The 24,110-nt window shown below is 71.6% G+C and carries 23 protein-coding genes, 1 tRNA gene and 3 pseudogenes; 16 read left to right on the forward strand and 11 right to left on the reverse strand.

Features of this window, described 5'->3' with window-relative positions; translation table 11 throughout:
* Nucleotides 1-32: 32 nt before the first annotated feature.
* Together ACZOOI_RS18940 and ACZOOI_RS18945 are read left to right on the forward strand one after the other, a co-directional pair.
* Complete coding sequence (locus ACZOOI_RS18940; protein WP_020553365.1) at nt 33-314, forward strand: ubiquitin-like small modifier protein 1; 282 nt, start codon at nt 33-35, stop codon at nt 312-314.
* A complete protein-coding gene (locus ACZOOI_RS18945; protein ID WP_465276971.1) occupies nt 314-1,264 on the forward strand; it encodes a PLP-dependent cysteine synthase family protein in 951 nt (316 codons plus the stop codon). Before ACZOOI_RS18940 ends, ACZOOI_RS18945 begins: the two co-directional genes overlap by 1 nt.
* Before the next feature lie 224 nt (nt 1,265-1,488).
* Here the strand turns inward: ACZOOI_RS18945 and ACZOOI_RS18950 are convergent, their stop codons facing one another.
* Entirely contained in the window at nt 1,489-1,800 is a 312-nt protein-coding gene (locus tag ACZOOI_RS18950; RefSeq protein ID WP_465276972.1) for a hypothetical protein, read from the reverse strand.
* 110 nt (nt 1,801-1,910) lie between these two features.
* Here ACZOOI_RS18950 and ACZOOI_RS18955 point away from each other — a divergent pair, with 110 nt between their 5' ends.
* From ACZOOI_RS18955 to ACZOOI_RS18990, 8 genes and pseudogenes are all read left to right on the forward strand, one after another.
* Nucleotides 1,911-2,708, forward strand: coding sequence for a quinone oxidoreductase family protein (locus ACZOOI_RS18955; protein WP_465276973.1), 798 nt, complete (start codon nt 1,911-1,913; stop codon nt 2,706-2,708).
* A gap of 185 nt (nt 2,709-2,893) precedes the next feature.
* A complete protein-coding gene (gene murI / locus ACZOOI_RS18960; protein ID WP_465276974.1) occupies nt 2,894-3,709 on the forward strand; it encodes a glutamate racemase in 816 nt (271 codons plus the stop codon).
* On the forward strand, nt 3,706-4,461 hold the full coding sequence (locus ACZOOI_RS18965; protein ID WP_465276975.1) for an MBL fold metallo-hydrolase: 756 nt from the start codon (nt 3,706-3,708) through the stop codon (nt 4,459-4,461). The genes murI and ACZOOI_RS18965 overlap by 4 nt, the downstream gene beginning before the upstream one ends.
* Before the next feature lie 53 nt (nt 4,462-4,514).
* Nucleotides 4,515-5,240 carry a ribonuclease PH gene (rph, locus tag ACZOOI_RS18970; protein ID WP_391588977.1) on the forward strand — a complete coding sequence of 242 codons (726 nt, stop codon included), beginning with the start codon at nt 4,515-4,517 and terminating at the stop codon, nt 5,238-5,240.
* A gap of 278 nt (nt 5,241-5,518) precedes the next feature.
* On the forward strand, nt 5,519-5,917 hold the full coding sequence (locus ACZOOI_RS18975) for a hypothetical protein (RefSeq protein ID WP_465276976.1): 399 nt from the start codon (nt 5,519-5,521) through the stop codon (nt 5,915-5,917).
* A 116-nt stretch (nt 5,918-6,033) separates the two neighbouring features.
* A complete protein-coding gene (rdgB, locus tag ACZOOI_RS18980) occupies nt 6,034-6,636 on the forward strand; it encodes an RdgB/HAM1 family non-canonical purine NTP pyrophosphatase (protein WP_391588975.1) in 603 nt (200 codons plus the stop codon).
* 190 nt (nt 6,637-6,826) lie between these two features.
* Complete coding sequence (locus tag ACZOOI_RS18985; protein WP_465276977.1) at nt 6,827-7,936, forward strand: PucR family transcriptional regulator; 1,110 nt, start codon at nt 6,827-6,829, stop codon at nt 7,934-7,936.
* 38 nt (nt 7,937-7,974) lie between these two features.
* Nucleotides 7,975-8,287 (forward strand): annotated as a pseudogene (locus tag ACZOOI_RS18990) (AAA family ATPase); the annotation flags it as partial.
* Between the two features lie 67 nt (nt 8,288-8,354).
* Here the strand turns inward: ACZOOI_RS18990 and ACZOOI_RS18995 are convergent.
* Complete coding sequence (locus ACZOOI_RS18995; RefSeq protein WP_465276978.1) at nt 8,355-9,050, reverse strand: GNAT family N-acetyltransferase; 696 nt, start codon at nt 9,048-9,050, stop codon at nt 8,355-8,357.
* A 286-nt stretch (nt 9,051-9,336) separates the two neighbouring features.
* Between ACZOOI_RS18995 and ACZOOI_RS19000 the strand changes: the two are divergent.
* Nucleotides 9,337-10,868 (forward strand): annotated as a pseudogene (locus ACZOOI_RS19000) (molybdopterin-dependent oxidoreductase).
* A gap of 15 nt (nt 10,869-10,883) precedes the next feature.
* Here the strand turns inward: ACZOOI_RS19000 and ACZOOI_RS19005 are convergent.
* The 7 genes and pseudogenes from ACZOOI_RS19005 to ACZOOI_RS19035 form a co-directional block, all read right to left on the reverse strand.
* Nucleotides 10,884-12,032 carry an LLM class flavin-dependent oxidoreductase gene (locus ACZOOI_RS19005; RefSeq protein WP_465281236.1) on the reverse strand — a complete coding sequence of 383 codons (1,149 nt, stop codon included), beginning with the start codon at nt 12,030-12,032 and terminating at the stop codon, nt 10,884-10,886.
* 120 nt (nt 12,033-12,152) lie between these two features.
* Nucleotides 12,153-12,815 carry an RICIN domain-containing protein gene (locus tag ACZOOI_RS19010; protein ID WP_465276979.1) on the reverse strand — a complete coding sequence of 221 codons (663 nt, stop codon included), beginning with the start codon at nt 12,813-12,815 and terminating at the stop codon, nt 12,153-12,155.
* Between the two features lie 208 nt (nt 12,816-13,023).
* Nucleotides 13,024-13,326: a GroES family chaperonin gene (locus tag ACZOOI_RS19015; RefSeq protein ID WP_052173837.1), complete on the reverse strand. Its 303-nt coding sequence runs from the start codon at nt 13,324-13,326 to the stop codon at nt 13,024-13,026.
* Nucleotides 13,327-13,511: 185 nt separating this feature from the next.
* A complete protein-coding gene (locus tag ACZOOI_RS19020) occupies nt 13,512-13,997 on the reverse strand; it encodes a DUF3618 domain-containing protein (RefSeq protein WP_465276980.1) in 486 nt (161 codons plus the stop codon).
* A 110-nt stretch (nt 13,998-14,107) separates the two neighbouring features.
* On the reverse strand, nt 14,108-14,872 hold the full coding sequence (locus tag ACZOOI_RS19025; RefSeq protein ID WP_465276981.1) for an energy-coupling factor ABC transporter ATP-binding protein: 765 nt from the start codon (nt 14,870-14,872) through the stop codon (nt 14,108-14,110).
* A gap of 33 nt (nt 14,873-14,905) precedes the next feature.
* A complete protein-coding gene (gene cbiQ / locus ACZOOI_RS19030) occupies nt 14,906-15,667 on the reverse strand; it encodes a cobalt ECF transporter T component CbiQ (protein ID WP_465276982.1) in 762 nt (253 codons plus the stop codon).
* Between the two features lie 2 nt (nt 15,668-15,669).
* A pseudogene (locus ACZOOI_RS19035) lies at nt 15,670-16,709 on the reverse strand (energy-coupling factor ABC transporter permease).
* 241 nt (nt 16,710-16,950) lie between these two features.
* Between ACZOOI_RS19035 and bcp the strand changes: the two are divergent.
* Entirely contained in the window at nt 16,951-17,427 is a 477-nt protein-coding gene (bcp, locus tag ACZOOI_RS19040) for a thioredoxin-dependent thiol peroxidase (RefSeq protein WP_465276983.1), read from the forward strand.
* Nucleotides 17,428-17,515: 88 nt separating this feature from the next.
* On the forward strand, nt 17,516-18,976 hold the full coding sequence (gene proP / locus ACZOOI_RS19045) for a glycine betaine/L-proline transporter ProP (protein WP_465276984.1): 1,461 nt from the start codon (nt 17,516-17,518) through the stop codon (nt 18,974-18,976).
* A 13-nt stretch (nt 18,977-18,989) separates the two neighbouring features.
* On the opposite strand, the gene ACZOOI_RS19050 is transcribed toward proP, so the two are convergent.
* Complete coding sequence (locus ACZOOI_RS19050; protein ID WP_465276985.1) at nt 18,990-20,633, reverse strand: amidohydrolase; 1,644 nt, start codon at nt 20,631-20,633, stop codon at nt 18,990-18,992.
* Nucleotides 20,634-20,737: 104 nt separating this feature from the next.
* A complete protein-coding gene (locus tag ACZOOI_RS19055; protein WP_465276986.1) occupies nt 20,738-22,198 on the reverse strand; it encodes a purine-cytosine permease family protein in 1,461 nt (486 codons plus the stop codon).
* 196 nt (nt 22,199-22,394) lie between these two features.
* On the opposite strand from ACZOOI_RS19055, the gene ACZOOI_RS19060 reads away from it, so the two are divergent.
* From ACZOOI_RS19060 to ACZOOI_RS19070, 3 genes are all read left to right on the forward strand, one after another.
* Nucleotides 22,395-23,030, forward strand: coding sequence for a TetR/AcrR family transcriptional regulator (locus tag ACZOOI_RS19060; protein WP_391588959.1), 636 nt, complete (start codon nt 22,395-22,397; stop codon nt 23,028-23,030).
* Nucleotides 23,031-23,209: 179 nt separating this feature from the next.
* Nucleotides 23,210-23,293 (forward strand) — tRNA-Leu (locus tag ACZOOI_RS19065).
* Nucleotides 23,294-23,429: 136 nt separating this feature from the next.
* Nucleotides 23,430-23,960 (forward strand): hypothetical protein, encoded by a 531-nt coding sequence (locus tag ACZOOI_RS19070; RefSeq protein ID WP_465276987.1) that lies wholly within the window; start codon nt 23,430-23,432, stop codon nt 23,958-23,960.
* The last annotated feature ends 150 nt before the right edge of the window (nt 23,961-24,110 follow it).

A 24,110-nucleotide genomic window follows, 5' to 3' on the forward strand; every position in this document is an offset into this window, starting at 1 on the left:
TCCGTTCGAGTCAACACCAGAGGAGCGCATCCATGGCCATCGAGGTCCGCATCCCGACCATCCTTCGCACCTACACCGACGGCGCCAAGGCCGTCCCCGGCTCCGGCGACACACTCGCCGACCTGCTGGTCGACCTGGAGGCCCGGCACCCGGGCGTACGTGCTCGCCTGGTGGAGGAGAACGGCGAACTGCGCCGCTTCGTCAACGTCTACCTCAACGACGAGGATGTGCGGTTCACCGGCGGGCTCACCACCAAGCTGGACGACGGCGACACGGTCACCATTCTTCCGGCGGTCGCCGGCGGCTCGATCTGATGCGCTACGAATCGTTGCTCGACTCGGTGGGCCGCACCCCGTTGGTCGGCCTGCCGAACCTGTCGCCCTCGCCGACCGTGCGGGTGTGGGCCAAGCTGGAGGACCGCAACCCGACCGGCTCGATCAAGGACCGCCCGGCCCTGCACATGATCGAGGCGGCCGAGCGGGACGGGCTGCTCACCCCCGGCTGCACGATCCTGGAGCCGACCTCGGGCAACACCGGCATCGCACTGGCGATGGCGGCCAAGCTCAAGGGTTACCGGATCGTCTGCGTGATGCCGGAGAACACCTCCGAGGAACGCCGCGAACTGCTGCGCATGTGGGGTGCACGGATCATCGGGTCGCCGGCGGCGGGCGGCTCCAACACGGCGGTACGGGTGGCCAAGGAACTCGCGGCCGAGAATCCCGACTGGGTGATGCTGTACCAGTACGGCAACCCGGCCAATCCGGACGCGCATTACGCCACGACCGGCCCCGAACTGCTCGAGGACCTGCCGACGATCAGCCACTTCGTGGCCGGACTGGGTACCACCGGCACGCTGATGGGTGTCGGCCGCTACCTGCGCGAGAAGGTGCCGGGCGTGACCATCGTGGCGGCCGAGCCGCGCTACGACGACGTCGTGTACGGCCTGCGCAACCTCGACGAGGGCTTCGTGCCGGAGTTGTACGACGCCGAGGTGCTGACCACGCGCTACTCGGTCGGCTCCGCCGACGCGGTTCGGCGTACCCGGGAACTGCTGGAGAAGGAAGGCATCTTCGCGGGCATCTCGACCGGCGCGGTGCTGCACGCGGCCCTCGGGATCGCGCGCAAGGCGGTCAAGGCGGGCGAGTCCGCGGACATCGCGTTCGTGATTGCGGACGCGGGGTGGAAGTACCTGTCCACCGGGATCTACACGGCCGAGACCACCGAGGCCGCGGTCGAGGGCCTGCAGGGTCAGTTGTGGGCCTGAGTTTCGTCGGGCTCGACCTGCGGGGCTGAGCCGCGAGCGGGTTCCCTGCGTCTCTCCCGAACGCCTGTTGCACCCCGAGCCTCCATCGCCCCCGAGCGCCGTTCCCCCGGCGCCGGGGGCGATCGGTTTTTGCGGTCCGGCGGTTGTTTCGGGCCCGTCATGCCGCGTGCGCTCGCGATTCGGCGGGTGGGCGGGCCGTGCGCGCGCTCAGCCGGTGGATGTCCTCAGCCGGTGGTGTCCTCGGTCGGGGTGTGCAGCAGGGCGCGGGCCAGCGCGCGGAGGGCGGCGGCCAGGCGTGCCGCCTCGCCCTGTTCGAGCAGGAGCAGGATCGACCGACTCTGTAGGCCGGCCGGCAGGATGTGTGCCTGGAGTTCGGCGTCCAGGTCGGGGTGCTCGGCGGCGAGCAGGTCGGTGATGTGTCCGTGCCAGAAGCCGTAGACGGGGTGCGCGGTGCGCGGGTCCTCGTCCGACTTCGCGGCGGCGGTCGTGTCGGCGTGGCCGAGGGCGGCCGGCAGGCCCTTGTTGCGAGCGACCACGTCGACGATGGCGTCGAGGAAGGCGAACAGCCGCTCGGCCGCCGGGGCACCCGGGCCCAGGGGCGGCGGCCCGGCTCGGACCGGCCGCCGGGCCGTTGTTCCGGCGGCCGTTGCCGGGCGTGCTCACGGGCGATGTGGTGGGTGTGATCGAGGCGGTCGGTCCGGATGTGACGCAGTGGCAGGTCGGCCGCCGGGTCGCGGGACTGGCGGAGGACGCGTTCGCCGACTTCGTCGTCGCGGACGCCGAGTGGCTCGTCGAGGTGCCCGACGGGCTGGATGCCGGCGCTGCGGGCGCGCTGCCGATGGCCGCACCGGTGGCGCTGCGGGCTCTGCGTACCGGGCAACTCGCGGCCGGGGAAACGGTGTTGGTGCATGCCGCGGCGGGCGGTATCGGTCATCTCGCGGTGCAGCTCGCCACATTGCTGGGTGCCGGGACGGTCATCGGCACGGTCGGTTCGGCGGACAAGCTCGCCTTCGTCGAGGAGTACGGCGCCGACTTCGCGATCGATTACACCGACCCGGATTGGCCCGCGCGGGTGCGCGAGGTGGCGCCGCGAGGGGTGGATGTCGTGCTCGACTCGGTGGGCGGCGAGATACTGCGGCGGAGCTTCGACGTGTTGGCTCCGTTGGGGCGGATCGCGGTATACGGCGCGGCGAGTGGCGAGTTGGTCGCCGTTCCCGTCACGGACCTGTTCGCGTTGCGGTCGGTGGCCGGGTTCTCGCTGCTCGCCTGGCGGGCGGCGAGTCCGGCGGAGGCGCGTCGGGACACGGCCGAGTCGGCCGACCACCTGGGTTCGGGCCGGTTGCGCGTTGCGGTGCACACGCGGCTGCCGCTCACCGCGGCGGCGGAGGCACACCGGGTGCTGGACGCGCGGGGGCAGTCGGGACGGGTGGTGTTGGTGCCGTAGTCGGGCGGGTCGGGCGGGGCGGGGGTGGGCTGCGCTCGGTCGACGAGTGCGGGGCGGTGCCCGGTTGGCGGGGCGCGAGGAGAGCGGCGAAGCCGCCCCGCGCGTAGCGCGGTTATGTATGACGTCGGTCACCCCCGTGCCCGTTGTGCACCGGGACGTACCCCTCCACTGCGTACTCTCGGGGAGTGGCATTCGCATCCAACGACGCGCCGATCGGAATCTTCGATTCCAGCTTTGGCGGCCTCACCGTGGCCAGGGCCGTGCTCGATCAGCTTCCGAACGAACCGATCCGCTATCTCGGCGACACCGCGCGGCAGCCCTACGGGCCGAGGCCGATCGCGGAGGTCCGCCGGTACGCGCTGGAATGCCTGGATCGGCTCGTGGACGAGGGCGTCAAGATCCTCGTCATAGCCTGCAACAGCGCGTCCGCCGCGATGTTGCGGGACGCGCGCGAGCGGTACGGCGTCCCGGTCGTCGAAGTGATCAAGCCCGCCACCCGGCGGGCCGCGGCGGCCACCCGCAACGGGCGGGTCGGGGTGATCTCGACACAGGCGACCAAGACCTCGATGGCCTACGAGGACGCGTTCGCCGCGGCGCCGCACATTCGGCTCACCACGCAGGCCTGCCCGCGCTTCGTCGAGTTCGTCGAGCGCGGGGTGACCGGGGGCGACGAACTGCTCAAGGTCGCCCGGGGTTACCTCGACCCGGTCGTGTCCGAGGGCGTGGACACGTTGATCCTCGGCTGCACGCACTACCCGTTGCTCACCGGCGTCATCTCCTACGTGATGGGGGAGCAGGTCACGCTCATCTCCAGTGCGGAGGAGACCGCCAAGGACGTCTACCGCGCACTCGCGGCCGGCGGCCTGATGCGCGACGTCGGGCGGGCCGCGCCCGACCACCAATTCCTCACCACGGGCGATCCCGCCCAGTTCCGCGACGTAGGTCGCCGGTTCCTCGGCCCCGAACTCGCGCACGTCGACGCGCTCGGAGCCCTCACGTGAAACTCACCGTCGTCGGCTGCTCCGGCAGCTTCCCCGGGCCGGACAGCCCCTGCTCGTGCTACCTCCTGGAAGCCGACGGGGCCCGGATCCTGATCGATCTCGGCAATGGCGCTCTCGGCGCACTGCAACGGCACGCCACGCTCGCCTCGGTCGACGCGGTGCTGCTCAGCCACTTGCATGCGGACCACTGCCTCGACCTCACCTGCTACTTCGTGGCCCGCAAGTACTGCCCGGCCGGGGAACTGCCTCGGCTGCCGGTGTACGGACCGGCCGACACGCACGAGCGGATCGCGCGGGCGTACGACGTCGAGGGCGCGATCGACAACGGGCGGATGGCCGACGTGTTCGACTTCCGCACGGTGGTCACCGGCACGTTCGAGGTCGGCCCGTTCCGGATCACCGCGGACCGCATGCCGCACCCCGTCGAGTCGTACGCCTACCGGATCGAGGTCGGCGGCCGATCGCTGGTCTACTCCGGCGACACCGGGGTCAGCGACGACCTGGTCCGGATCTCGCGCGGCGCCGACCTGTTGTTGTGCGAGGCGTCCTTCGAGCACGGCCGGGAGGACCTGCCGCACGTGCACCTGAACGGTCGGCAGGCCGGCGAGCATGCCGAACGAGCGGGCGTGGGAAGGCTGTTGCTCACCCACATTCCGCCGTGGACGAGCCGCGGGCGCAATCTCGAGGACGCCCGCAAGACCTTCTCCGGCGCCGTCGAGCTGGCTCTGCCGGACGCCTCGCACACGGTCTAGGCGCACCGGGCGGCCGGTCCGAAACCCTGCGTGGCACCGCTTAGGCTGGGGCCATGTCACGAGTAGACGGCCGTACCCCCGACCAGCTCCGTCCGGTCACGTTCCAGCGCAAGTGGCTCGACCACGCCGAGGGCTCGGTCCTCGTCGAGTTCGGCCGCACGCGTGTCCTGGTCGCCGCGAGCGTCACCGAAGGTGTGCCGCGCTGGCGCAAGGGCAGCGGAGAGGGCTGGGTCACCGCCGAGTACTCGATGTTGCCGCGCGCCACCCACACGCGCGGCGACCGCGAGTCGGTCAAGGGCCGGATCGGCGGGCGTACGCACGAGATCTCGCGGCTGATCGGTCGTTCGCTGCGCGCGGTGATCGACACCAAGGCGCTCGGCGAGACCACGATCCACCTCGACTGCGACGTGCTCCAGGCCGACGGCGGCACTCGGACCGCGGCGATCACCGGCGCCTACGTCGCGCTCGCCGACGCGGTGACCTGGGCGCGCGAGCACAAGCTCACCCGCAAAGGCGCCAACCCGCTGATCGGTTCGGTGGCGGCGGTCAGCGTCGGCATCATCGACGGCGTGCCGATGCTCGATCTCCCGTACGAGGAGGACGTCCGCGCCGAGACCGACATGAACATCGTGTGCACCGGCGACGGGCGTTTCGTCGAGGTGCAGGGCACCGCGGAGAAGGAGCCGTTCGACCGCGTGCTGCTGAACAACCTGCTCGACCTCGGCGCGCAGGGGTGCGAGGAACTCACGGTGCTCCAGCAACTCGCACTGGAGTCCTGAGCCGCACCGAAGCCCCGGGCACCCACGGAAGCGGCGCGGCACAAGCTTCGCAAGCGGCGGAAGCGGGGAAGCAGGCCCCCGGGGCCGCTTTCCGGCATATCACCGCAAGTGGTGGTCACGTGCCGGTTGCGAGTGTCACGTACGCGCAACCGGCACGCATCGGGTGTGCCACCGCCGGCCCGGCGCGGGGCCGGGCACCAGTACGGTCGTGGCACCTGGTCATCCCGATCAGCAGAGCCACGACCGGGCCGATCGGCCCGTCCCTGACGAGGAGCTCCATGTTCCGCGCCACGTACCGTTCCCGCCGGGTCCTGCGCACCACGATCGCGGCCACCGTCATGGCGGGCGCGTTGTTCGCCACCGCCGCGTGCGAGCAGGCGCAGCAGGCCATCTCGTGTGCCGAACTGGCCACCAACCTCACCAACGACATCGCCGCCCTGGGCAATGTGCTGAACGACCCGGCCGCCGCCCGCAAGGCGCTCGACAACCTCCAGAAGACCTTGGACGACAAGACCGAGGACCTGGACTCCAAGGACGCGAAGAACGCCGCGAACGGCCTCGGCGACGTGATCACCCAGCTCAGCACCAAGACCGCCAACGGCGGGAACCTGAGTGCGAGCGACGTGCAGCCGCTGATCAACGGCGCGAAGAACCTGACCACCATCTGTGTGAAGTAGCAGGTCCGCGAGGCGGTCCGGATCGCATCCGGGGCCGCCGGGCGCGGTTCCGGGCGGCGCGCCGCCCGGCGGATCTCGATGGCCCCGCGCCGCCGGACACCGCCTAGGCTTGCCGCATGAGCCGTCTCGTACTCGCCACACGCAACGCCAACAAGGTCGTCGAGCTTCAGCAGATCCTCAAGGACGTCGGGCTCGACGTGGAACTCGTCGGCATGGACGCCTATCCGGAGGTCCCCGACGTGCCCGAGACGGGCCTCACCTTCGCGGCCAACGCTCTGCTCAAGGCGCACGCCATCGCGCAGGCCACGGGACTTCCGGCGATCGCCGACGACTCCGGCCTGTGCGTGGCCGCGCTCAACGGCATGCCCGGAATCTTCTCCGCGCGTTGGGCCGGTACGCACGGCGACGACGCGGCCAACCTGCGGCTGCTGCTCGCGCAGTTGTCCGACATCGGCGACGAACACCGCGCCGCGTGGTTCGCCTGCGCGGCGGCGCTCGCCCTGCCGGACGGCACCGAGCGGGTGGTCGAGGGCCGGTTCGAGGGCACCCTGACCCGCGAACCGCGCGGCTCCGGCGGCTTCGGCTACGACCCGATCCTCCAGGTCGCCGACGACACCCGTACCGCCGCCGAGCTCAGCGCCGCCGAGAAGAACGCGATCAGCCACCGGGGCAAGGCGTTTCGTGCCCTGGCGCCGATCGTCTCCGAACTGATCGGCTGACACCCGACCCGCTGGGCAACGTCTGCTCGGTGGCCGGCTGCCGCACATCCCGAACCGCCCTCGGGCGACCGAGCAACGTACGTGGCCACGGGGCGCGCCGCCGAGCCGGGTCGCTGCCGGGAATCGGCAACGTTGGTAGCGTTTCCGTCGAGGTCTTCGGCAACGTGGTGGGGCTTCGGGGGGACCGGGAGTGGACGGCGGCGACGGCATATCCGTCGAGTTCGCGGACGGGTGGGCCGAGGTGCTCGGGGAGGTCTCCGGGACCGGACGGCTGCTGCGGCGGGCGGAGTTGCACGCACTGGCGGAGGCGGGCGAGCGCGCGGCGGAGGCCGGCCACGATTGGCGCGCGCTGGTCGGGCTGTACCTGCGCGAGACGCGCCGCGCGTGGGGCACGCTGCCGGGCATCGGGCGCGCGGCGAGTGTCGGCGAGGCGGCCCGCGGCGGAGACGCGGTGCTGGCCGCGCTGGATGCGGCGATCGCCGCCCTCGGTGCGGGACACGAGCACGCGCGGCGGCTGGCGGTTCGTCGGGAGGAGGCCGCCCGTCGCGAGTTCGTCGACGACCTGCTGTACGGCCGCAGCGACCCGGGCCGGTTGGCCGAGCGCGCCGAGCGGTTCGGGCTGCGCCTGGCCCGGGCGCACACGGTCGCGGTGGCCGTGGGCGCGAACGACTACGACGAGGTGCACGCGCTGGTCCGTCGGGTCGAGCGGGATTTGATCGGCCGGTTCGGCGAGCGCGACGTGTTGCTGACCACGAAGGACGGCCGGCTCGTGTGCATCGCGGCGGACAACGAGCAGTCGGTGCTCGCCGCGTTCGCCGAGTATGCGACCCGGACCGGCCCCGGCCACGAGGGTGCGCATCGGGTCGCGCTGGGCCGACCGCACGCCGGCGCGAGCGGCGTGGTGGCGTCCTACGAGGAGGCGCTGGGTGCGCTCGACCTGGCCGTGCGGCTGGATCTGCCGGGCACCGTGCTGGACGCCGGCGACCTGCTGGTGTTCCCGGTGCTGATGCGCGACCGGGCGGCGATGGCCGACCTGGTCCGTACCGCGCTCGGTCCGCTGGTGCACGCGCGCGGCGGCGCGGGCCCGCTCCTGGCGACGATCACCGCGTGTGCGGCGGCCGGGTACGTCAACGCCGAGGCCGCCCGCCGGTTGCGGATCAGCGTGCGCACGCTCTCCTACCGGCTGGAGCGGATCCGGACGCTGACCGGATACGACCCCGGCGACGCGCTCCAGCGCTACACCCTGGAGACCGCCGCCCTGGGCGCCCGGCTCCTGGGCTGGCCCGCCACCCCGCTGTAGCCGCGCCCCGCCTCGTCGTCGGGTCGCGCCGCGTCCGCCGCAACCGGCTGATCGACGACGTCTACCTGCCGCTGATCGGCGACGATCCGGCCAGGCAGTCGGGTGCCGTCGGCGACGGACGGCGTACCGACAGCCAGGGCCTGCTGCTCCTGCTGTCGCCGCCCGGCTACGGCAAGACCACGCTCCTGGCGTACGTCGCGGCCCGCCTGGGCCTGGCGTTCGTCCGGATCGACGGCCCGGCCCCGGGGCAGGGCACCACCGTCCCTGGACCCGACTGCCGCACCGGACGCCGCCGCACGCCGCGAGATCGAGAAGATCGGCTTCGCGCTGGAGTTGGGCAACAACGTCCTGGGCCGGCCGAACTGCGCGGCCGGCTGACGCCCGCCGAGGAAGTGCGCTGGGCGCGGGTGAAGCGGGCCTACCTGGCGGGTCGGGGTTGAGCCGGCACCGAATCCGGCGCCGGCTCCGGGATCCACGCCGGGGTGAGCACGCCGTGCCGCGTCCAGCCCAGCGTGGTGTACAGCGCGTACCCGTCCGGGCTCGCCACCAGGACCCCGGTGTGGGCGCCCCGTGCGGCGGCGGCGTCGCCGAGGGCGGTCATCACCACGCTGCCCAGACCCCGACGGCGGTGTGCCGCATCGGTGCCGATCCGGTCCGCCACCGCGGTCTCTCCGGTCACCGCCATCCGACCGTGGGCGGCGACGGTGCCGTCGGCGGCGCGCAGCCGGACCAGGACCACCGCGCCGACCGGCTCGACCTCGAGCGTGTAGCCGTTCGGCACACTTGCCGCCGCCCGCCGCAGCGGCCCGGTCATCGGGTACTCCGGCTCGCCCACGGTCCACGCGGGGGTCAGGAGGGGCCGCAGCCGCTCCGCCGGGGCGAGCACCTTGATCCAGGTCCCGGGAGCGGTTCGGGTCCGGGCGAGCTCGGCCACCCGTTCGACGTCGAAGAGCACGTACCGCACCCGATGGCCCGGCAGACCCACGTGCAACCGGAAGCCGCCGGCCACCTCGACCGGCGGCGGCACCTCCCGGGCGGGCGCCCAGCCGGTGACCCAGGCCCGGATCAGTTCGGCGGCGGAGAACGGAAGGTGTTCGCGGACGACGGTGGTCACTGCTTCCCCCGGTGGATCGACGACTCGACCCGGAAAGCTTATTGCAAGGTATTCGCAATAAGCCGCTGACGCTTCGTCACACAACGGTAAGCAGCGGATTCCCCCGCGCGAGCCGCTCCGGAGTCACGATGGACGCACCTGTTCGGGGAGCGGTTCCGGGCGCGGTTCCGTGAGCCGTTCCATGAGCTGTTCCCGAGTGCTTTCCGACTCCTTCCCGAGTCGTTCTTCGAGTCGTTTCCGAGCGTGAGGTGGCGTTGTGCGGCGTTCTGGTCGGTCCGGTGCCGCGTTGATCGGTGTGGTCTCGGCCGCGGTGGCGCTCGGGGTGACCGAGGTGGTGGCGGCGTTCGTACGGCCGGAGGCCACCCCGTTCGTGACGATCAGCGGAGCGGTCACCGATCGTGCGCCGCAGGGGCCGCGCGAGTGGGCGATCCGCCCCTCGGGACGGGTGACAAGGCGTTCCTGCTGACCGTGATCGCCGTGCTGCTCGCGCTGTTCGCCGCCGGGCTGGGCGTGCTCGCCGCCCGCCGGCTCGGCTACGGGATCGCCGGGGTGCTCGCGCTCGGCGCCTTCGCCGCATGGACCGCGGTCGACCGGCCCTCGTTCGAAGCCGCCGACCTGGCCCCGGTGTCGGTGGGCACGTTGTTCGGGGTGCTGACGCTGGTCCTGCTGACCCGCCCCGACCTGGTCGACCGCCGCCCGCTCGCCCGCCCGCTGCCGGGCGCGCCCGAGGACGACGTGCGCGAACCGGCTCCCGACACCTCGCGCCGCACGGTGCTCCTGGTCGGCGCCTCCGCCGTCGCCGCGGTGGCCGGTTTCGGCGGCCGGATGCTCCAGCACGCCCGGTTCAACGCGGAGAAGTCCCGTGCCGCGGTCGCCGGGAACCTCCCCACGCCGATCAGCGCCGCCGCCCCGGCCGGCCCCGGCCTGGTCGAACCCGGCCTGACCGCGTACCTGACCCCGAACGCCGACTTCTACCGGATCGACACCGCGTTCACCGTGCCGCAGTTGCGGGCCGAGGAATGGGAGTTGCGGATCCACGGCCTGGTCGATCGGGAAATCCGGCTGGACTACCGGCAGTTGCGGGAGCGCTTCGCGATCGAGCGGGACATCACGCTGGCCTGCGTGTCCAACGACGTCGGCGGCGACCTGATCGGCAACGCCCGCTGGCTGGGCACCCCGCTGGCCGACCTGCTGCGCGAGGCCGGCATCCGCCCCGGCGCCGACCAGCTCGTCTCCCGATCACCGGACGGGATGACCATCGGCACGCCGCTGCGCGAGGTGCTGGACGGGCGCGACGCGATGCTGGCGTACGCGATGAACGGCGAGCCGCTGCCGATCAGACACGGCTTCCCGGTCCGGATGGTGGTGCCGGGCCTGTACGGATACGTGTCCGCGTGCAAGTGGATCGTGGACCTGGAGGTGACCCGGTTCGACGCGTTCAGCGCCTACTGGGTCAGGCTCGGCTGGGCCCGGCAGGCCCCGATCAAGACCCAGTCGCGCCTGGACACCCCCAGGGACGCGGGCACCGTCAAGGCCGGCCCGGTCCCGATCGCCGGCGTCGCCTGGGCCCAGCACCGGGGCATCGCCGCGGTCGAGATCCAGGTGGACGACGGCCCGTGGCAGCCGGCCGAGCTCGCGCCGCAGACCACCACCGACACGTGGCGGCAGTACCGCCTGCTGTGGAATGCCATACCGGGCCGGCACACCCTGCGGGTCCGGGCCACGGACGGCACCGGCGCGGTGCAGACCGCCAGGAACGCGGACGTGATCCCGGACGGCGCCACCGGCCACCACCACATCGAGGTCACCGTGCGCTGAGTCCCGGCGGCGGGATCACTCCTCGATCAGCCCCCACGCCTGCGCGATCAACTCGTACGAGCGGATCCGCGCGTCGTGCCCGTACACGTTGCTGATCACCATCAGCTCGTCCACCTGCGTACGCTCGCGCAACTCCCGCATGCCGGCCCGTACCTCGGCCCGGTCGCCGCTGATGTGTTGGCGCCGGTAGTTCGCCACGAACTCCCGCTCGGCGGGCGTCCACGGATAGGCCTCGGCTTCCTCCGGCGAGGGCATCCGGCCCGGATTGCCGCTGCGCAGCCGCAACATGGACAACGCCTGGGACAGCGCGAGCCGCTCCGCCTGCTCGTGCGTGTCGGCCGCGATCACCCCGGCCGCGATCATCGCGTACGGCTCCTTGAGCGACGCGGACGGCTGGAACGATTCGCGGTACAGCTCCAGCGCGGGCACCGTGTGCTGCCCGCTGAAGTGGTGCGCGAACGCGAACGGCAGGCCCAGGATCCCGGCCAGTTGGGCGCTGTAGCCGCTGGACCCGAGCAGCCACACCGGCGCCTCGGCGGTCGCGAACTCGCCGCCCGCCTCGATCCCGGACGCGGGACCGGGCACCGCGTGCATCCGCGAGTAGGGGTGGTCCTGGGCGAAGGACCCGGTGACGAATCCGATCAGCTCGCCGAGCGCCTGCGGGAACTCCTCGACCGATTCGGCGCCGCCACCGCGGCGCAGCGCGCGCATGGTGACCTGGTCGGTGCCCGGAGCACGGCCGATGCCGATGTCGATCCGCCCGGGGTGCAGCGCCTGGAGCGTGCCGAACTGCTCGGCGACCACCAGCGGGGCGTGGTTGGGCAACATCACCCCGCCCGAGCCCAGTCGCAGGGTGGAGGTGTGCGCGGCCAGGTGGGCGAGCAGTACCGGCGGCGACGAGCTGGCGATGCCGGGCATGTTGTGGTGCTCCGCCACCCAGAACCGATGGAAGCCCCATTGTTCGGCCCGCTTGGCCAACTCGGTGCTCGTGCGCAGCGCCTCGGTCGCCGAATACCCGGTTCCCACCGGCGCCACGTCCAGTACCGACAGCTTTACAGCGTCCACTCCGCGTCCTCTTCCTCGCCCGTTTCCCGCCCGCCCGATCGGCGCACCCGTGCTCGTGCCGGTGCTCCGCGTTCGCACTGAGGTGCAACCGCATGGCATCCCGCGCTGTTCCGTCCGGTAGGCGTGCAGGGGGTCACATTCGGACATAAGGGGAGCTGTCGTACGCGAACTCGATCGCCGGCGCGGCTCGGCCGGTCCGGCCCGCCGTCCGGCACCCGCTCACACGCTGCCGGCCTGCCACACCGCGCCCGAGCCGGCCGGCACCAGACCGAGCCCCTGGAGGCCCTTGATCTGCTCGCCCAGCCCGAGTGCCGAGCCGTTGCGGGCGAGCAGCACCACCCCGGAACCGCTGGCCTGCGGCTTCCACAACTGGTTCTCGGCGCGCCCGCAGTCGTCCTGATACGCCCGCGACTCCCGGCCGCCGGACACCTCCAGGCACTTGTGCGAGAGCACCGACTCCAGCCGGACGAAGCCGCCGCCCGCGTCGCGCACCACCCACTGCTGATTCGCCTTGCCCGCTCCCGCCGGGTAGGCGATCACCGCCGCCCGGTCCCGGTCGCTGGCGCCGCTCACGTCCATCGCCCGACCGTCCCCGAGGGTCAGCACATAGCGTGCGCCCGCGGCCAGGGCCGGCTTGGCCGACGGGCTCTTGGACGGCGACGGGGACGCCGAGGTGGGCGGGGCGGTGGTCGGCGGCGAACTGATTTGTGCCGCGACCGCCGCGGACGGGCTGGGGGATGCGCTGCTCGATCCGGGCGACGTCGCCGCAGCGGCGGACGTGTCACCGCCACCGCCGCCGAACACCCCGACCAGGCCGCCGCCCAGGAAACCCACCAGTGCGACCGCGCACAGCGCCGCTATCCAGATCCGACGTCGCGGCATCTGTCCCTCTCCTCTTGGCCGGCTCTTCGTGCGGATCGGGTCATCCTGGCAGAAGAGTTCACCCGCGGGAGGGAGTCACCCGACCCGAACGGGTCCGTCCGGGCCCGCGATATGCGGGCGCGGACGAAGCCGCCGGGTGGTGAACGGCTCACCACCCGGCGTTGTCGGCGATACGGAGATCTCTCGGCGGTCGGCCCGGTGTCGGAGGTCAGAGGTAGAGGCCGGTGGCCTCGCCCGAGACCTCGATGCGTTCGGCGGCGACCGCGTGCAGATCGCGCTCGCGGAGCAGGACGTACGGAACACCGCGCACCTCGACCTCGGCGCGCTCCTCGGGGTCGTACAGGACACGATCGCCCGGTTCGACGGTGCGGACGTTCTGGCCGACCGCGACCACCTCGGCCCATGCCAGCCGCTTGCCGACCTGCGCGGTCGCGGGGATGAGGATGCCACCGCCGGAACGGCGCTCACCCTCCGCCGCGTCCTGGCGGACCAGGACACGGTCGTGCAGCATGCGGATGGGCAGCTTCTCGCCGAGGTCGTGGGCGTTGTTACTCGAAGACTGGGACCTGTCGGAACTCACGCTTCGACAAGCTACCCGCCCGACGCCGAACATGCGTCACCGGGAGGTGTATGTCCCGATCCGATTCCGCCTCGGCCGGGCCCGGCGAGGTCGGCCCGGCGTCGGCGCGGCGGACCTCAGCGCTTCCTGCCGTTCTTTCGGGTCTTGACCTTCTTGTCGCCGTTGCCCTTGGTCTTCACCAGTACGACCAGCAGAAGCAGCCCCGCCACCCCGCCGGCCAGCGGCAGGATCCGCTCCTTGCGCGGAGCGCCCGTGTCGCTGTCGATGAACTGCGCCCGGACCTTGTCCTTGGCGCGAGCCGCGACATTGGCCGGCTTCACCCGGTCGACGATCTCGTCCAGCGTCACCGCCAGATTCGCCCGGGCCGCCTCGATGTCCCGCTCGATCTGCTGTGGCGAGCGCCGGTCCGGCTGGTCGCCGTTCGTGTGCTTGTCGACGGCCTTCCCATCCTTGTGTCCGGCGTTCGCAACGTCGGCCCTGTGCGCACCGTTCACCGACTCCACCCGACTCCGCTCAGCGTGTGCCGTCACCGGACGGCCCAACGCCGCCCGGCCTTGCCGCTCCAACTCCGCCGGAGACAGTTCCCGCCCGTGGTCGCTCACAACCCGTCCTCTCCGGCCCCTGCGCTCGTGTGTTCCCCAAGTCTGTCAGGTACATCCCCGCAGCCGCGTCAACCGGGTGCCGTGGCGCCGGCGGTCGGGGTCGAGGCGGTTCAGGCCGGGACCGACGACGGGTCGAATCCGTACGGCAGCTCCAGTCGGTGGGCGGCCATCAGGTCACGATCCAGGAGCAGGTCGCGGGTGCTCCCGTCGGCGACCACGACGCCGCCGGCCAGCACCAGCGCGCGCGGACACAGCTCCAACGCGTAGGGCAGGTCGTGGGTCACCATCAGCACGGTGACATCGAGCGAACGGAGTACCTCGGCCAGCTCGCGCCGGCTCGCCGGGTCCAGGTTCGAGGACGGCTCGTCCAGGACCAGGATCTCCGGTTCCATCGCGAGCACCGTGGCCACCGCGACCCGGCGGCGCTGGCCGTAGCTGAGGTGGTGCGGCGGGCGATCGGCGAAGCCGGCCATGCCCACCCGGGCCAGGGCGTGCTGTACGCGCTCCTCCAGCGCGGCGCCGCGCAGGCCCAGGTTGGCCGGGCCGAACGCGACGTCCTCGCGGACCGTGGGCATGAACAGCTGGTCGTCCGGATCCTGGAAGACGATGCCGACCCGGCGGCGGATCTCGCGCAGGTGCTCCTTGGCCACCGGCAGGCCGGCCACCTCGACGGTGCCGGCGCCGGCCGTCAGGATGCCGTTGAGGTGCAGCACCAGGGTGGTCTTGCCGGCGCCGTTGGGGCCGAGCAGCGCGACACGTTCGCCGCGGGCGATGCTCAGATCGACGCCGTACAGGGCCTGGTGGCCGTCGGGGTAGGCGTAGGCGAGGCCGCGGACGGCCAGCGAGGGGGCGGCGTCGCCGGTCGCTTCACTCACGTGGGGTACTCCGTTCCTGGGGTCTGCGCACGTTCACAGGATGAGTGCACCCGCCCACACCACCAGCGCCGCCCCCGGCAGCGCCGCGGCGGCGGCCCATTGGGCGGCGGTGGCCTGGGTGTCCAGGACGACCGGCATGGTCCCGGTGTAGCCCCGGCTGAGCATCGCCAGGTGCACCCGCTCGCCGCGCTCGTAGGAGCGGATGAACAGCGCGCCGGCGGACTTGGCCACCGCCGGGGCCTGCCGCAGGTCGCGTGCGACGAAGCCGCGCGACTCGCGGGCGATGCGCATCCGGCCCATCTCGGCGGTGATCACCCCGCCGTAGCGCAGCATGAACGACATGATCTGGACCAGCAGCGGCGGCATCCGCAACTTCTGCAGGCCCAGCAGCAGGGCGCGCAGTTCGGTGGTGGCCGCGAGCAGGACGCCCGCGACCACGCCGAGGGTGCCCTTGGCCATGATGTTCCAGGCGCCCAGCAGGCCGTCCCGGCTGACCGACAGGCCCAGCACCTCGACGCTCGGCCCGTTCGCGACGAACGGCAGCAGCAGCGCGAAGCCCACGAACGGCAGCTCGACGAGCATGCGCCGCAGCAGGAAGCCGGCCGGCACCCGGGCGACCGCGGCGACCGCGGCGAGCAGCACGGCGTACCCGCCGAACGCCCAGTAGGCCTCGCGCGGCGTGGACACGGTGGCCACCACGAAGCCGACCAGCGCGAGCAGTTTGCAGTGCGGTGGCAGCCGATGGACCGGCGAGTCGCCGGGCCGATACAGCCGATGCCCGGGTCCGGCCGACACGATCAGGCGCCGGTTCCCGCGCCGGAGCCGGCCGTGCGGGCGCCGGCCGGGTCGGCGCCGGTGGAGCGCCTGCGGACCAACCAGAACACGCCGGTGCCCACCAGCAGGGTCGCGCCCACGCCGATCACCCCGGCCAGGCCGCCGGAGAGCCGCTCGTTGTGCACACCCTTGACGCTGTAGTCGGCCAGCGGGCCGTCCTTGAACTGGTGGTCCTGCTCCTTGGCGTCGATGCCCTTGTCGGCGGACACCTTTTCCAGGCCGTCCGGGCTCTGGCTGGCGTAATAGCTCACGAAGCCGGCCAGGACCAGGGCGAGCAGGACGCCCGCGATCAGCAGCGTGCGGGTACGGACGCGGGTCATCGGGATCCCCCTGCCGAGTGCAGTACGAGCGGACGCGCGAGGCCGCGCGCACCGTGGACGAGGTCGGGCCGGACCGCCAGCACGCTGGAGACGGTGGCCGCGGTGATGATCGCCTCGCCGACGCCGATCAGGACGTGCACGCCGATCATCGCGCCGGCCACCTTGCCGATCGACACGTCGGTGGTCCCGCCGATCGCGTAGAAGCCGGTGAACACGCAGGCCGCCGCGGGGACCGAGACGAGCGCGCCGACGAACGCGGCGACCGGCACGGACGAGTGCCGCGCGGGCAGCAGGCCCAGTACCAGGCGGAACAGCCCGTAGCCGACCACGACGGTCACGATGCCCATGATGGTGATGTTCAGGCCGAGCGCGGTCAGGCCGCCGTCGGCGAAGAACAGGCCCTGCATCAGCAGCACCACCGCCACGCACAACATGCCGGTGTACGGGCCGACCAGGATGGCCGCCAGGGTGCCGCCCAGGAGATGGCCGCTGGTGCCGCCGGCGACCGGGAAGTTGAGCATCTGGACGGCGAAGACGAAGGCCGCGACCAGGCCGGCCAGCGGCGCGGTGCGTTCGTCCAGTTCCCGACGCGCGCCGCGCAGGCCGACGGCGATCCCGGCGACGGCGACGACTGCGGCTCCCGCCGATACGGGGCCGTCGATGAACCCGTTGGGTATGTGCATGTGGCCCCTCCCGAAATGCCGGATTCGGCTGTCGGATTTTATGTCTTGTCGCCGCAATTGCAAAAGACTCGCAATTGGGTGATGGTGGCAACAGTGGCGTGCGCGCATCGTTTTTTGCCCGACGTTGACGAACGGGGTGCCCCGGGACGCGCGACCGCGCCGAGGGGTCGGGGGCCCGAATCGGTCGGAGCACAGCGCTAGCGTTGCGGCGTACGTTGCCGAGCGATCCGAGGAGTTCTTCGTGAGCGACCGCCTCCAGGCGGGCGACACCGCCCCCGCCTTCACCCTGTCCGACGCCGATGGCAAGGACGTCTCGCTGTCCGACTACGCGGGCCGCAAGGTCATCGTGTACTTCTACCCGGCCGCATTGACCCCGGGCTGCACCAAGCAGGCGTGCGACTTCACCGACAACCTGGCGCTGCTCGCGGGCGCGGGCTACGACGTGGTCGGCATCTCGCCGGACAAGCCGGAGAAGCTCGGCAAGTTCCGGGAGAAGGAGAACCTCACGGTGACGCTGCTCGCCGACCCGGACAAGAGCACGCTGGAGGCGTACGGCGCGTTCGGCGAGAAGACCATGTACGGCAAGACCGTCAAGGGCGTGATCCGCTCGACGTTCGTCGTCGACGAGAGCGGCAAGGTCGAGCGGGCGCTGTACAACGTGCGCGCGACCGGCCACGTGGCCAAGCTGATCAAGGATCTCAAGCTGGACGCCGCCTGAGCCCGACTCGGCCCGCTCGGAGTCCTGTTGCCCTGATTCGCCCGATCATGGGGCGGATCAGGGCTTTTTGTGCGGTAAAACCTGTGTCGTGCCCGCCCCGGCGCGATCTCCTGCCCCAACCTGGGACGCGAGGACCACCCCGGGACAGAGGAGACAGGTGCGCGAGGAAGACATCACGGTCGTCGATGCCAAGACCGTGGACACCGCGGTCAAGGCGACCATGCTCGGCAATGCCATGGAGTGGTACGACTTCGGCATCTACGCCTACATGGCGGTGACGATCGGCAAGGTGTTCTTCCCGTCCGGCAACGACGCCGCGCAGACGTTGTCCTCGTTCGCCACGTTCGCCGCCGCGTTCCTGGTCCGGCCGCTCGGTGGGTTCTTCTTCGGGCCGCTCGGCGACCGGATCGGGCGCAAGAGGGTGCTCGCGATCACGATGCTGATGATGGCGAGCGGCACGCTGTGCATCGGGCTGATTCCCGGCTATGCCACGATCGGCCTCGCCGCGCCGGGCCTGCTGATTCTGTTCCGGATGCTTCAGGGCTTCTCGGCGGGGGGCGAGTACGGCGGCGCGAGCACGTTCATCGCCGAGTACGCCCCGGACAAGCGGCGCGGGTTCTACGGCAGCTACCTGGAGTTCGGCACGCTGATCGGCTACATCCTGGCGGCGAGCCTGGTCACGCTGCTGACCGCGGTGCTCAGCGATCACGAGATGCGGACGTGGGGGTGGCGCATCCCGTTCCTGGTGGCCGGCCCGATCGGGGTGATCGGGCTGTACCTGCGGCTGCGGCTGGAGGAGTCGCCGGCGTTCGCGAAGGTGATGGAGAAGTCGGCGGGGGCGAAGGCGGACGAAGCGGAGGACGCACACGGGCACGAGACCGTGCGCGAGTTCAAGCGGATCTTCCTGGGCCAGCGGCGGGCGATGGTCGTCTGCATCGCGCTGGTCGCGGCGTACAACGTCAACGACTACATGCTGCTTTCGTACATGCCGACCTACCTCTCCGACACGCTCGGCTACAACGAGACGCACGGCCTGCTGCAGATCGTCGTGGTGATGATCGTGCTGCTGGCGGTGATCCACCCGCTCGGCGGGCTGACCGACCGGATCGGTCGCAAGCCGGTGATCATCACCGGCTGCGTCGGCTTCATCGTGCTGCCGCTGCCGTGCTTCGTGCTGATCAAGCAGGGCGACCTGGTGCCGATCTTCATCGGCCTGCTGATCCTGGGCCTGGTCCTGGTCTGCTTCCTGGCCACCATGTCCGCCGCGTTGCCCGCCCTGTTCCCGACCGAGATCCGCTCCGGGGCGCTGTCCGTCTCGTTCAACATCTCGGTCTCGCTGTTCGGCGGCACCACCCCGTTCGTGGCCGAGGCGCTGGTCGACGGGACGGGCAACGACTACATGCCGGCCCTGTACATGATGCTCGCGGCGGCCGTGGGCCTGGTCGCCGCGCTCGCGATGTCCGAGACCGCCCGCAAGCCGCTGATGGGCTCGCCGCCCGCGGTGGAGACGATCGAGGAGGCGCGGGAACTGGTGGCCGCGCAGCGGTGATCCCGGCCGGGGATCAGGCGGTGTGCACGATCTCGCCGCCGACCGCGACCACGTCGCAGACCGTGCCGGGGATCTCGGCCGGGGCGATGGTCATGATGTCCCGGGAGAGCACGACGAAGTCGGCGAGCTTGCCGACGGTGAGCGAACCGCGTTCGTGCTCCAGGAAGTTCGCGTACGCCGAACCCATCGTGTAGCCGTGCACGGTGGTCTCGACGTCGAGCGTCTCGGCCGGGATCCAGGACGGGCCGCCGGCCAGCGGCGCCCGGGTGAGCGCGGTGTACACGCCGACCATCGGGTCCATCTCGGCCACGTTCCAGTCGCTGGACAGCGCCAACACCGCACCGGCGGCATGCAGGCTGCGCATCGGCCACGCCTTGTGCCAGCGCTCCTCGCCGACGTTCTCCGCCCAATCCTGACCGGGCCCGGCGATCTCCGGCGCACAGTGCCGCGGCTGCATGCAGGCGACCACGCCCAACTCGGCGAAGCGCGACACGTCCGCCGGGTCCAGGCACTCCACGTGCACGACCTGGTGCCGCGCGTCCCGCGCGCCGTTGACCGTACGGGCGTGCTCGACCGCGTCCAGGACGGTGCGGATGCCCCGGTCGCCGGTGGCGTGCACGAAGCACTGGAAGCCGCGTCCGTCCAACTCGGCCAGCAGGTCGGCGAACTCCTCGGCCGGGTAGAACGTCTCGCCCCGGTGGTGCGCACAACCTCGGTACGGCTCCAGGAGCGCGGCCGTGCGCGGTTCGACCACGTCGTCGATGTACAGCTTGAGCGGGCCCACCCGCAGTCGGTCGTCCGCGTACGTGCGCGCGGCCTCGGCGAACTCGTCCAGATCCGCCGCAGTGGTGCCGCGCGGGTGGAACAGCGCCGCGACGATCCGCGAGCGCAGCCGGCCCTCCTGTCGGGCACGGGTGTACAGGGCCAGGTCGTCGAGCGAGTTCTGCGGCTCGACCACCGTGGTGATGCCGAACCGGATCGCGTCGTCCAGGCTCTTGGCCAGTCGGCCGTACTGCCGGTCGGCCGACGCCCACGGCAGGCCCAGGTCGCGCAGTGCGCGGTGCCCGTCCCGGGAGAGGCCGCGGACCGCGAAGTCCTTGATGAAGCCGGTCGGCTCGCCGGTCTCGGCGTCCTTGTCCACCCGGCCGAACGGCAGGATGTCGCTGTCCCGGGTGATGCCGAGCCGCTTGATCGCGGCGCTGTTGAGCCACGCGGTGTGCACGTCGTAGCTGAGCACGAAGGCCGGCACCGCGCCCGTGACCGGGTCCAGGTCGCTCGCGCGCGGCATCCGGCCGTCCGGGATCGCCGAGTAGTCGAACGCCTCCGCCTCGATCCACTCGGCGTCCGGGTTGGCCGCCAGCCAGGCGCCGATCCGCTCGTGGATGCCGGCCAGCGTGCGCACGCCCGCCAACTGCACGCACGCGTCGTCCGAGCCGAGCCGCACGTGGTTGTGCGCGTCGATGAAGCCGGGCAACACGCGCCGCCCGGCACCGTCGAGCACTGTGGTGTCCGGGCCGATCCAGTCCGCGGCGTCGGCGTCCGCGCCCACCCAGGCGATCCGGCCCGCGCGGACGGCGAGTGCCTCGGCCTCGGGAAGGTCGGGGTCCACGGTGTGGATGCGGGCGTTGCGCAGGACCAGATCGGCGGTGCGGGACACGGTGACTCCAGGGATGGTGCGGAAACGTGGTGCGGGGGCGGGCCGGGGGCCTCGGGGTGATCGGTGGTGTGGGTCGGGGGTCTCGGGGTGAGGTGTGCCGTGGGTCAGTGCTCGGCGAACTGCGGTTCGCGGCGGGCGAGCAGCCAGTACAGGACGCCGGAGACGACCGCGCCGAGCAGGGTGAAGTCGCCGTCGAAGGTCTCCACCAGCGCGCCGGTCCACAGCGCGGACTCGGCGGTCAGGCACGCGAAGACGATGCCGGCGCCGAGCGCGATCATCCCGGCGGGATGGAAGCCGTTGCGGTACCAGTAGGCGCCGCCGCGCATGTCGTGCAGGCCGTCGGCGTCGTAGCGGCAGCGGCGCATCAGCGTGTCCGCGATGAACACCCCGCCCCACGGCGCGAACACCACCACGAGCACGGACAGGAAGCTGGTCAGGTTGTCGGTGAAGTTGCCGTTGAACAGCGCCCACAACGAGCCGACCAGGATGAACGCGGTGCTGACCAGGATGCCCTTGGAGCGCGACCACGGGATGCCGAGCACCTGGAGGTTCAGGCTGGAGGAGTACAGGGTCAGGATCGAGTTGGTGATCGAGCCGCCCACCACGAGCAGCAGGAACAGCGCCTCGAACCAGTTCGGCACCAGGTCGGCGACCCCGGCCACCGGGTCGGTCATGTCCGCCTGGGTGGCCGCGGCCACGCCGACCACGCCGAGCAGCACCGAGGAGAGCATGCCGCCGGCCGCGCCCCACAGGGTGATCGAGCGCAGCGAGGTGTCCCGGGGCAGGTAGCGGGTGTAGTCCGAGGGCATCGGCAGGTAGGAGATCGGGCCGGCGACCAGGACGAGCACGGCGAGCGAGATCGCGTGGAAGGTGTTCGAGGTCTCCGGCGCCGCTCCGGTCTCCAGGCCCGGAACCACGAACAGGATCAGCAGGCCGAAGCCGATGCCCAGTACGTAGGCCATCCAGCGTTCGGCGGCCTGCACGGTGGCGTGCCCCCACATCGCGACGGCGAAGGTGAGCGAGAGGGTGATCGCGAGCGCGGCCACCCGGGCGAGGTCGCCGCCGGCCCAGCCGAGCTTGGCGAACAGTCCTTCCAGCGCGAAGGTGCCGACGACGGTGTTGAGAATCGTGTAGCCGATTCCGACGACCCAGTTGAGCAGCCCGGCCGGGAAGTTGCCGTGTACGCCGAACGCGGCGCGCGAGATCACCAGGGTCGCGGTGCCGGTGCGGACACCCGCGAAGCCGAGCGCGCCGACCGCGAAGAACGACAGGCCGGTGACCACGACCACGGCGATGGCGGCCCAGAAGGACAGGCCGAACATCACCGCGAGGGTGCCGTTGATGACGAACGTGAACGACAGGTTCGAGCCGAACCAGAGCCAGAAGACGTCCTTGGCGCTGCCGTGCCGTTCGTCGTCCGGGATCGGGTCGATGCCGTGGGTCTCCACCTGGAAGAGCTCGTCGGAGGCGACCCCCGTACCGAAGCCGGGCGGGGTGACGCTCGGGCCGGCGCTCGCGGTTCTGCTCGCGGAGTCGCCTGTGGAGTCCGTGCGGGGCAGGGTCACCGGACCTCCTCTTCGTGGTGTGCGGCTCGGCTTCGAGGACGTGAGACCGGACCGGAAGCTTGAATGGCATTCAAGAACTTTGAACGCCACTCAAGGTGCGCTGTGGGTGGGGAGGGTGTCAAGAGTTCGTGGCGAACCCGACCAGAATTTGACTGTCGTTCAAGGTATCCGTCGCCGGCGGGATAGGGTCGAGCCCTTGCGCGAGCGGGTCGGCCGCGCGGTCGAAAGGCGGGTGTCGGTGGTGGCCACGAGGCGGAGCGACGGTCGGATCGCCCAGGACCGGATGCTCGAGGAGGCCATCGCGGCGATCGCCGAGCACGGCTTGGCCAAGCTGACGATGTCCGGCCTCGCCGAGCGCCTGGGCACCAGCGGCGGGCACATCCTGTACTACTTCGGCAGCAAGGATCAGCTGCTGCTGGCCGCGCTGCGCTGGAGCGAGGACCGGCTGGGCGAGGAGCGCGCCCGACTGCTCGCGCGCCGGGTCGCGGCGGACCGCAAGCTGGACCTGTTCCTGGACCTGTACCTGCCGGTCGGCCCGCGCGATCCGCGCTGGATGTTGTGGTTGGAGCTCTGGGCCAGGACGGCCGGCAACGCGGAACTGCGGGTGGCTCAGGACGAGATCGACCTCGGCTGGCAGGCCGACCTGGTCACGATCCTGGTCCGGGGCGCGGACCGGGACGTACTGCTGATCGACGACCCGGAAGCGGTCGCGTCGGAGCTGCTCGCGCTGCTGGAGGGGTTGAGTACGCGCACGGTGCTCGGGCTCGGCGGGACGACTCGGGAGAGCGCGTTGGCGATGGCGCGGCGGGCGACCGGGCGACTGATTCGCTGAGCGTGCGCGTTGGGGGCGCCCGGGTGTCGGCTCGGCGTCGGCGTCGGTACCGGCTCGGCGGCGGCCCGGGCTCGGCCGGACGGTTGGTCGCGGGGGGATATGTGCCGGCCGCTCGATGCGGCGGGCACTAGCATGAAGCGTGGTCGACCTCGGGGCGTTGTCGCGCAGGTCGGTCGCGCGCGGCCGTGGCGCAATTGGTTGACGCAGCAGGTTTAGGTCCTGCCGTCCGAGAGGATATGAGGGTTCGAGTCCCTTCGGCCGCACAAGTGGTGATTTTCCGGTGGTTTTCGGCCGGTCTTGTGCTGGCGGCCCCGACCCCGCGCACGCTAGCTTGCGGCATGTCGTCCCTGGGGAGGCGCCATGCACTGCGAGTACTGTCCGAAGGTTTCCGGTGGCCGGGTGCAGACGCCCCCCGCGGAGATGATCGTGCCGAAGATCGCCGGTGACTGGGTGGGGTGGGTGCGGGTCGCCGAGGGGCGGGTCGAGACGTTCGGGCGGGCGGTGCCGGCCAAGCCCGACGCGGAGTGCGTGATGAGCTTCGGCCGGCGGATTTTCGAGGGCTCGCCCAAGCGCGGGCTGCACGCCGAGATGGATTGCCTCCAGCAGGCCCGGATGCTCGGACTGCCTTTGGAGACCGGCGAGTTCGCCGACCCGGGCGGCGATCTCGGAAGCGGTTGTTGTCTGTTGTGTGCCACCGGGCTGGCCGCGGTCGGCATCCGGCGGGTGCCGGCGGTGGACCCCGATCCGAACGCGTGCATGAACTGGCATGCCCCGGCGTTCCTGTTCGAGGATCCGCTGTTGTGTGTGGGGCTGATGGGCGATCGGGCGGCGCATCTGTGGTTGCGGCACCTGACACCGCCGGTGCGCCGGCAGTTGCGCGGGTCGTTGACGGGTGCGATGACCCGGCTGCTGGCGGGGCGGTGGGAGTGAGGCGGGGCTGATCGGGCTGGCCGGTGTGGATCGCGCCCGGCGGGCTGGGCCGGGCCGGGGTGAGACGGGCCGGACTGAGACGGGCCGAGCCGGCAGGGACCGACCTGTGGTCCCTGCCGGACGGCGGACGGCGGACGGCGGACGGCGGGT

Source organism: Embleya sp. L77 (assembly GCF_055557415.1).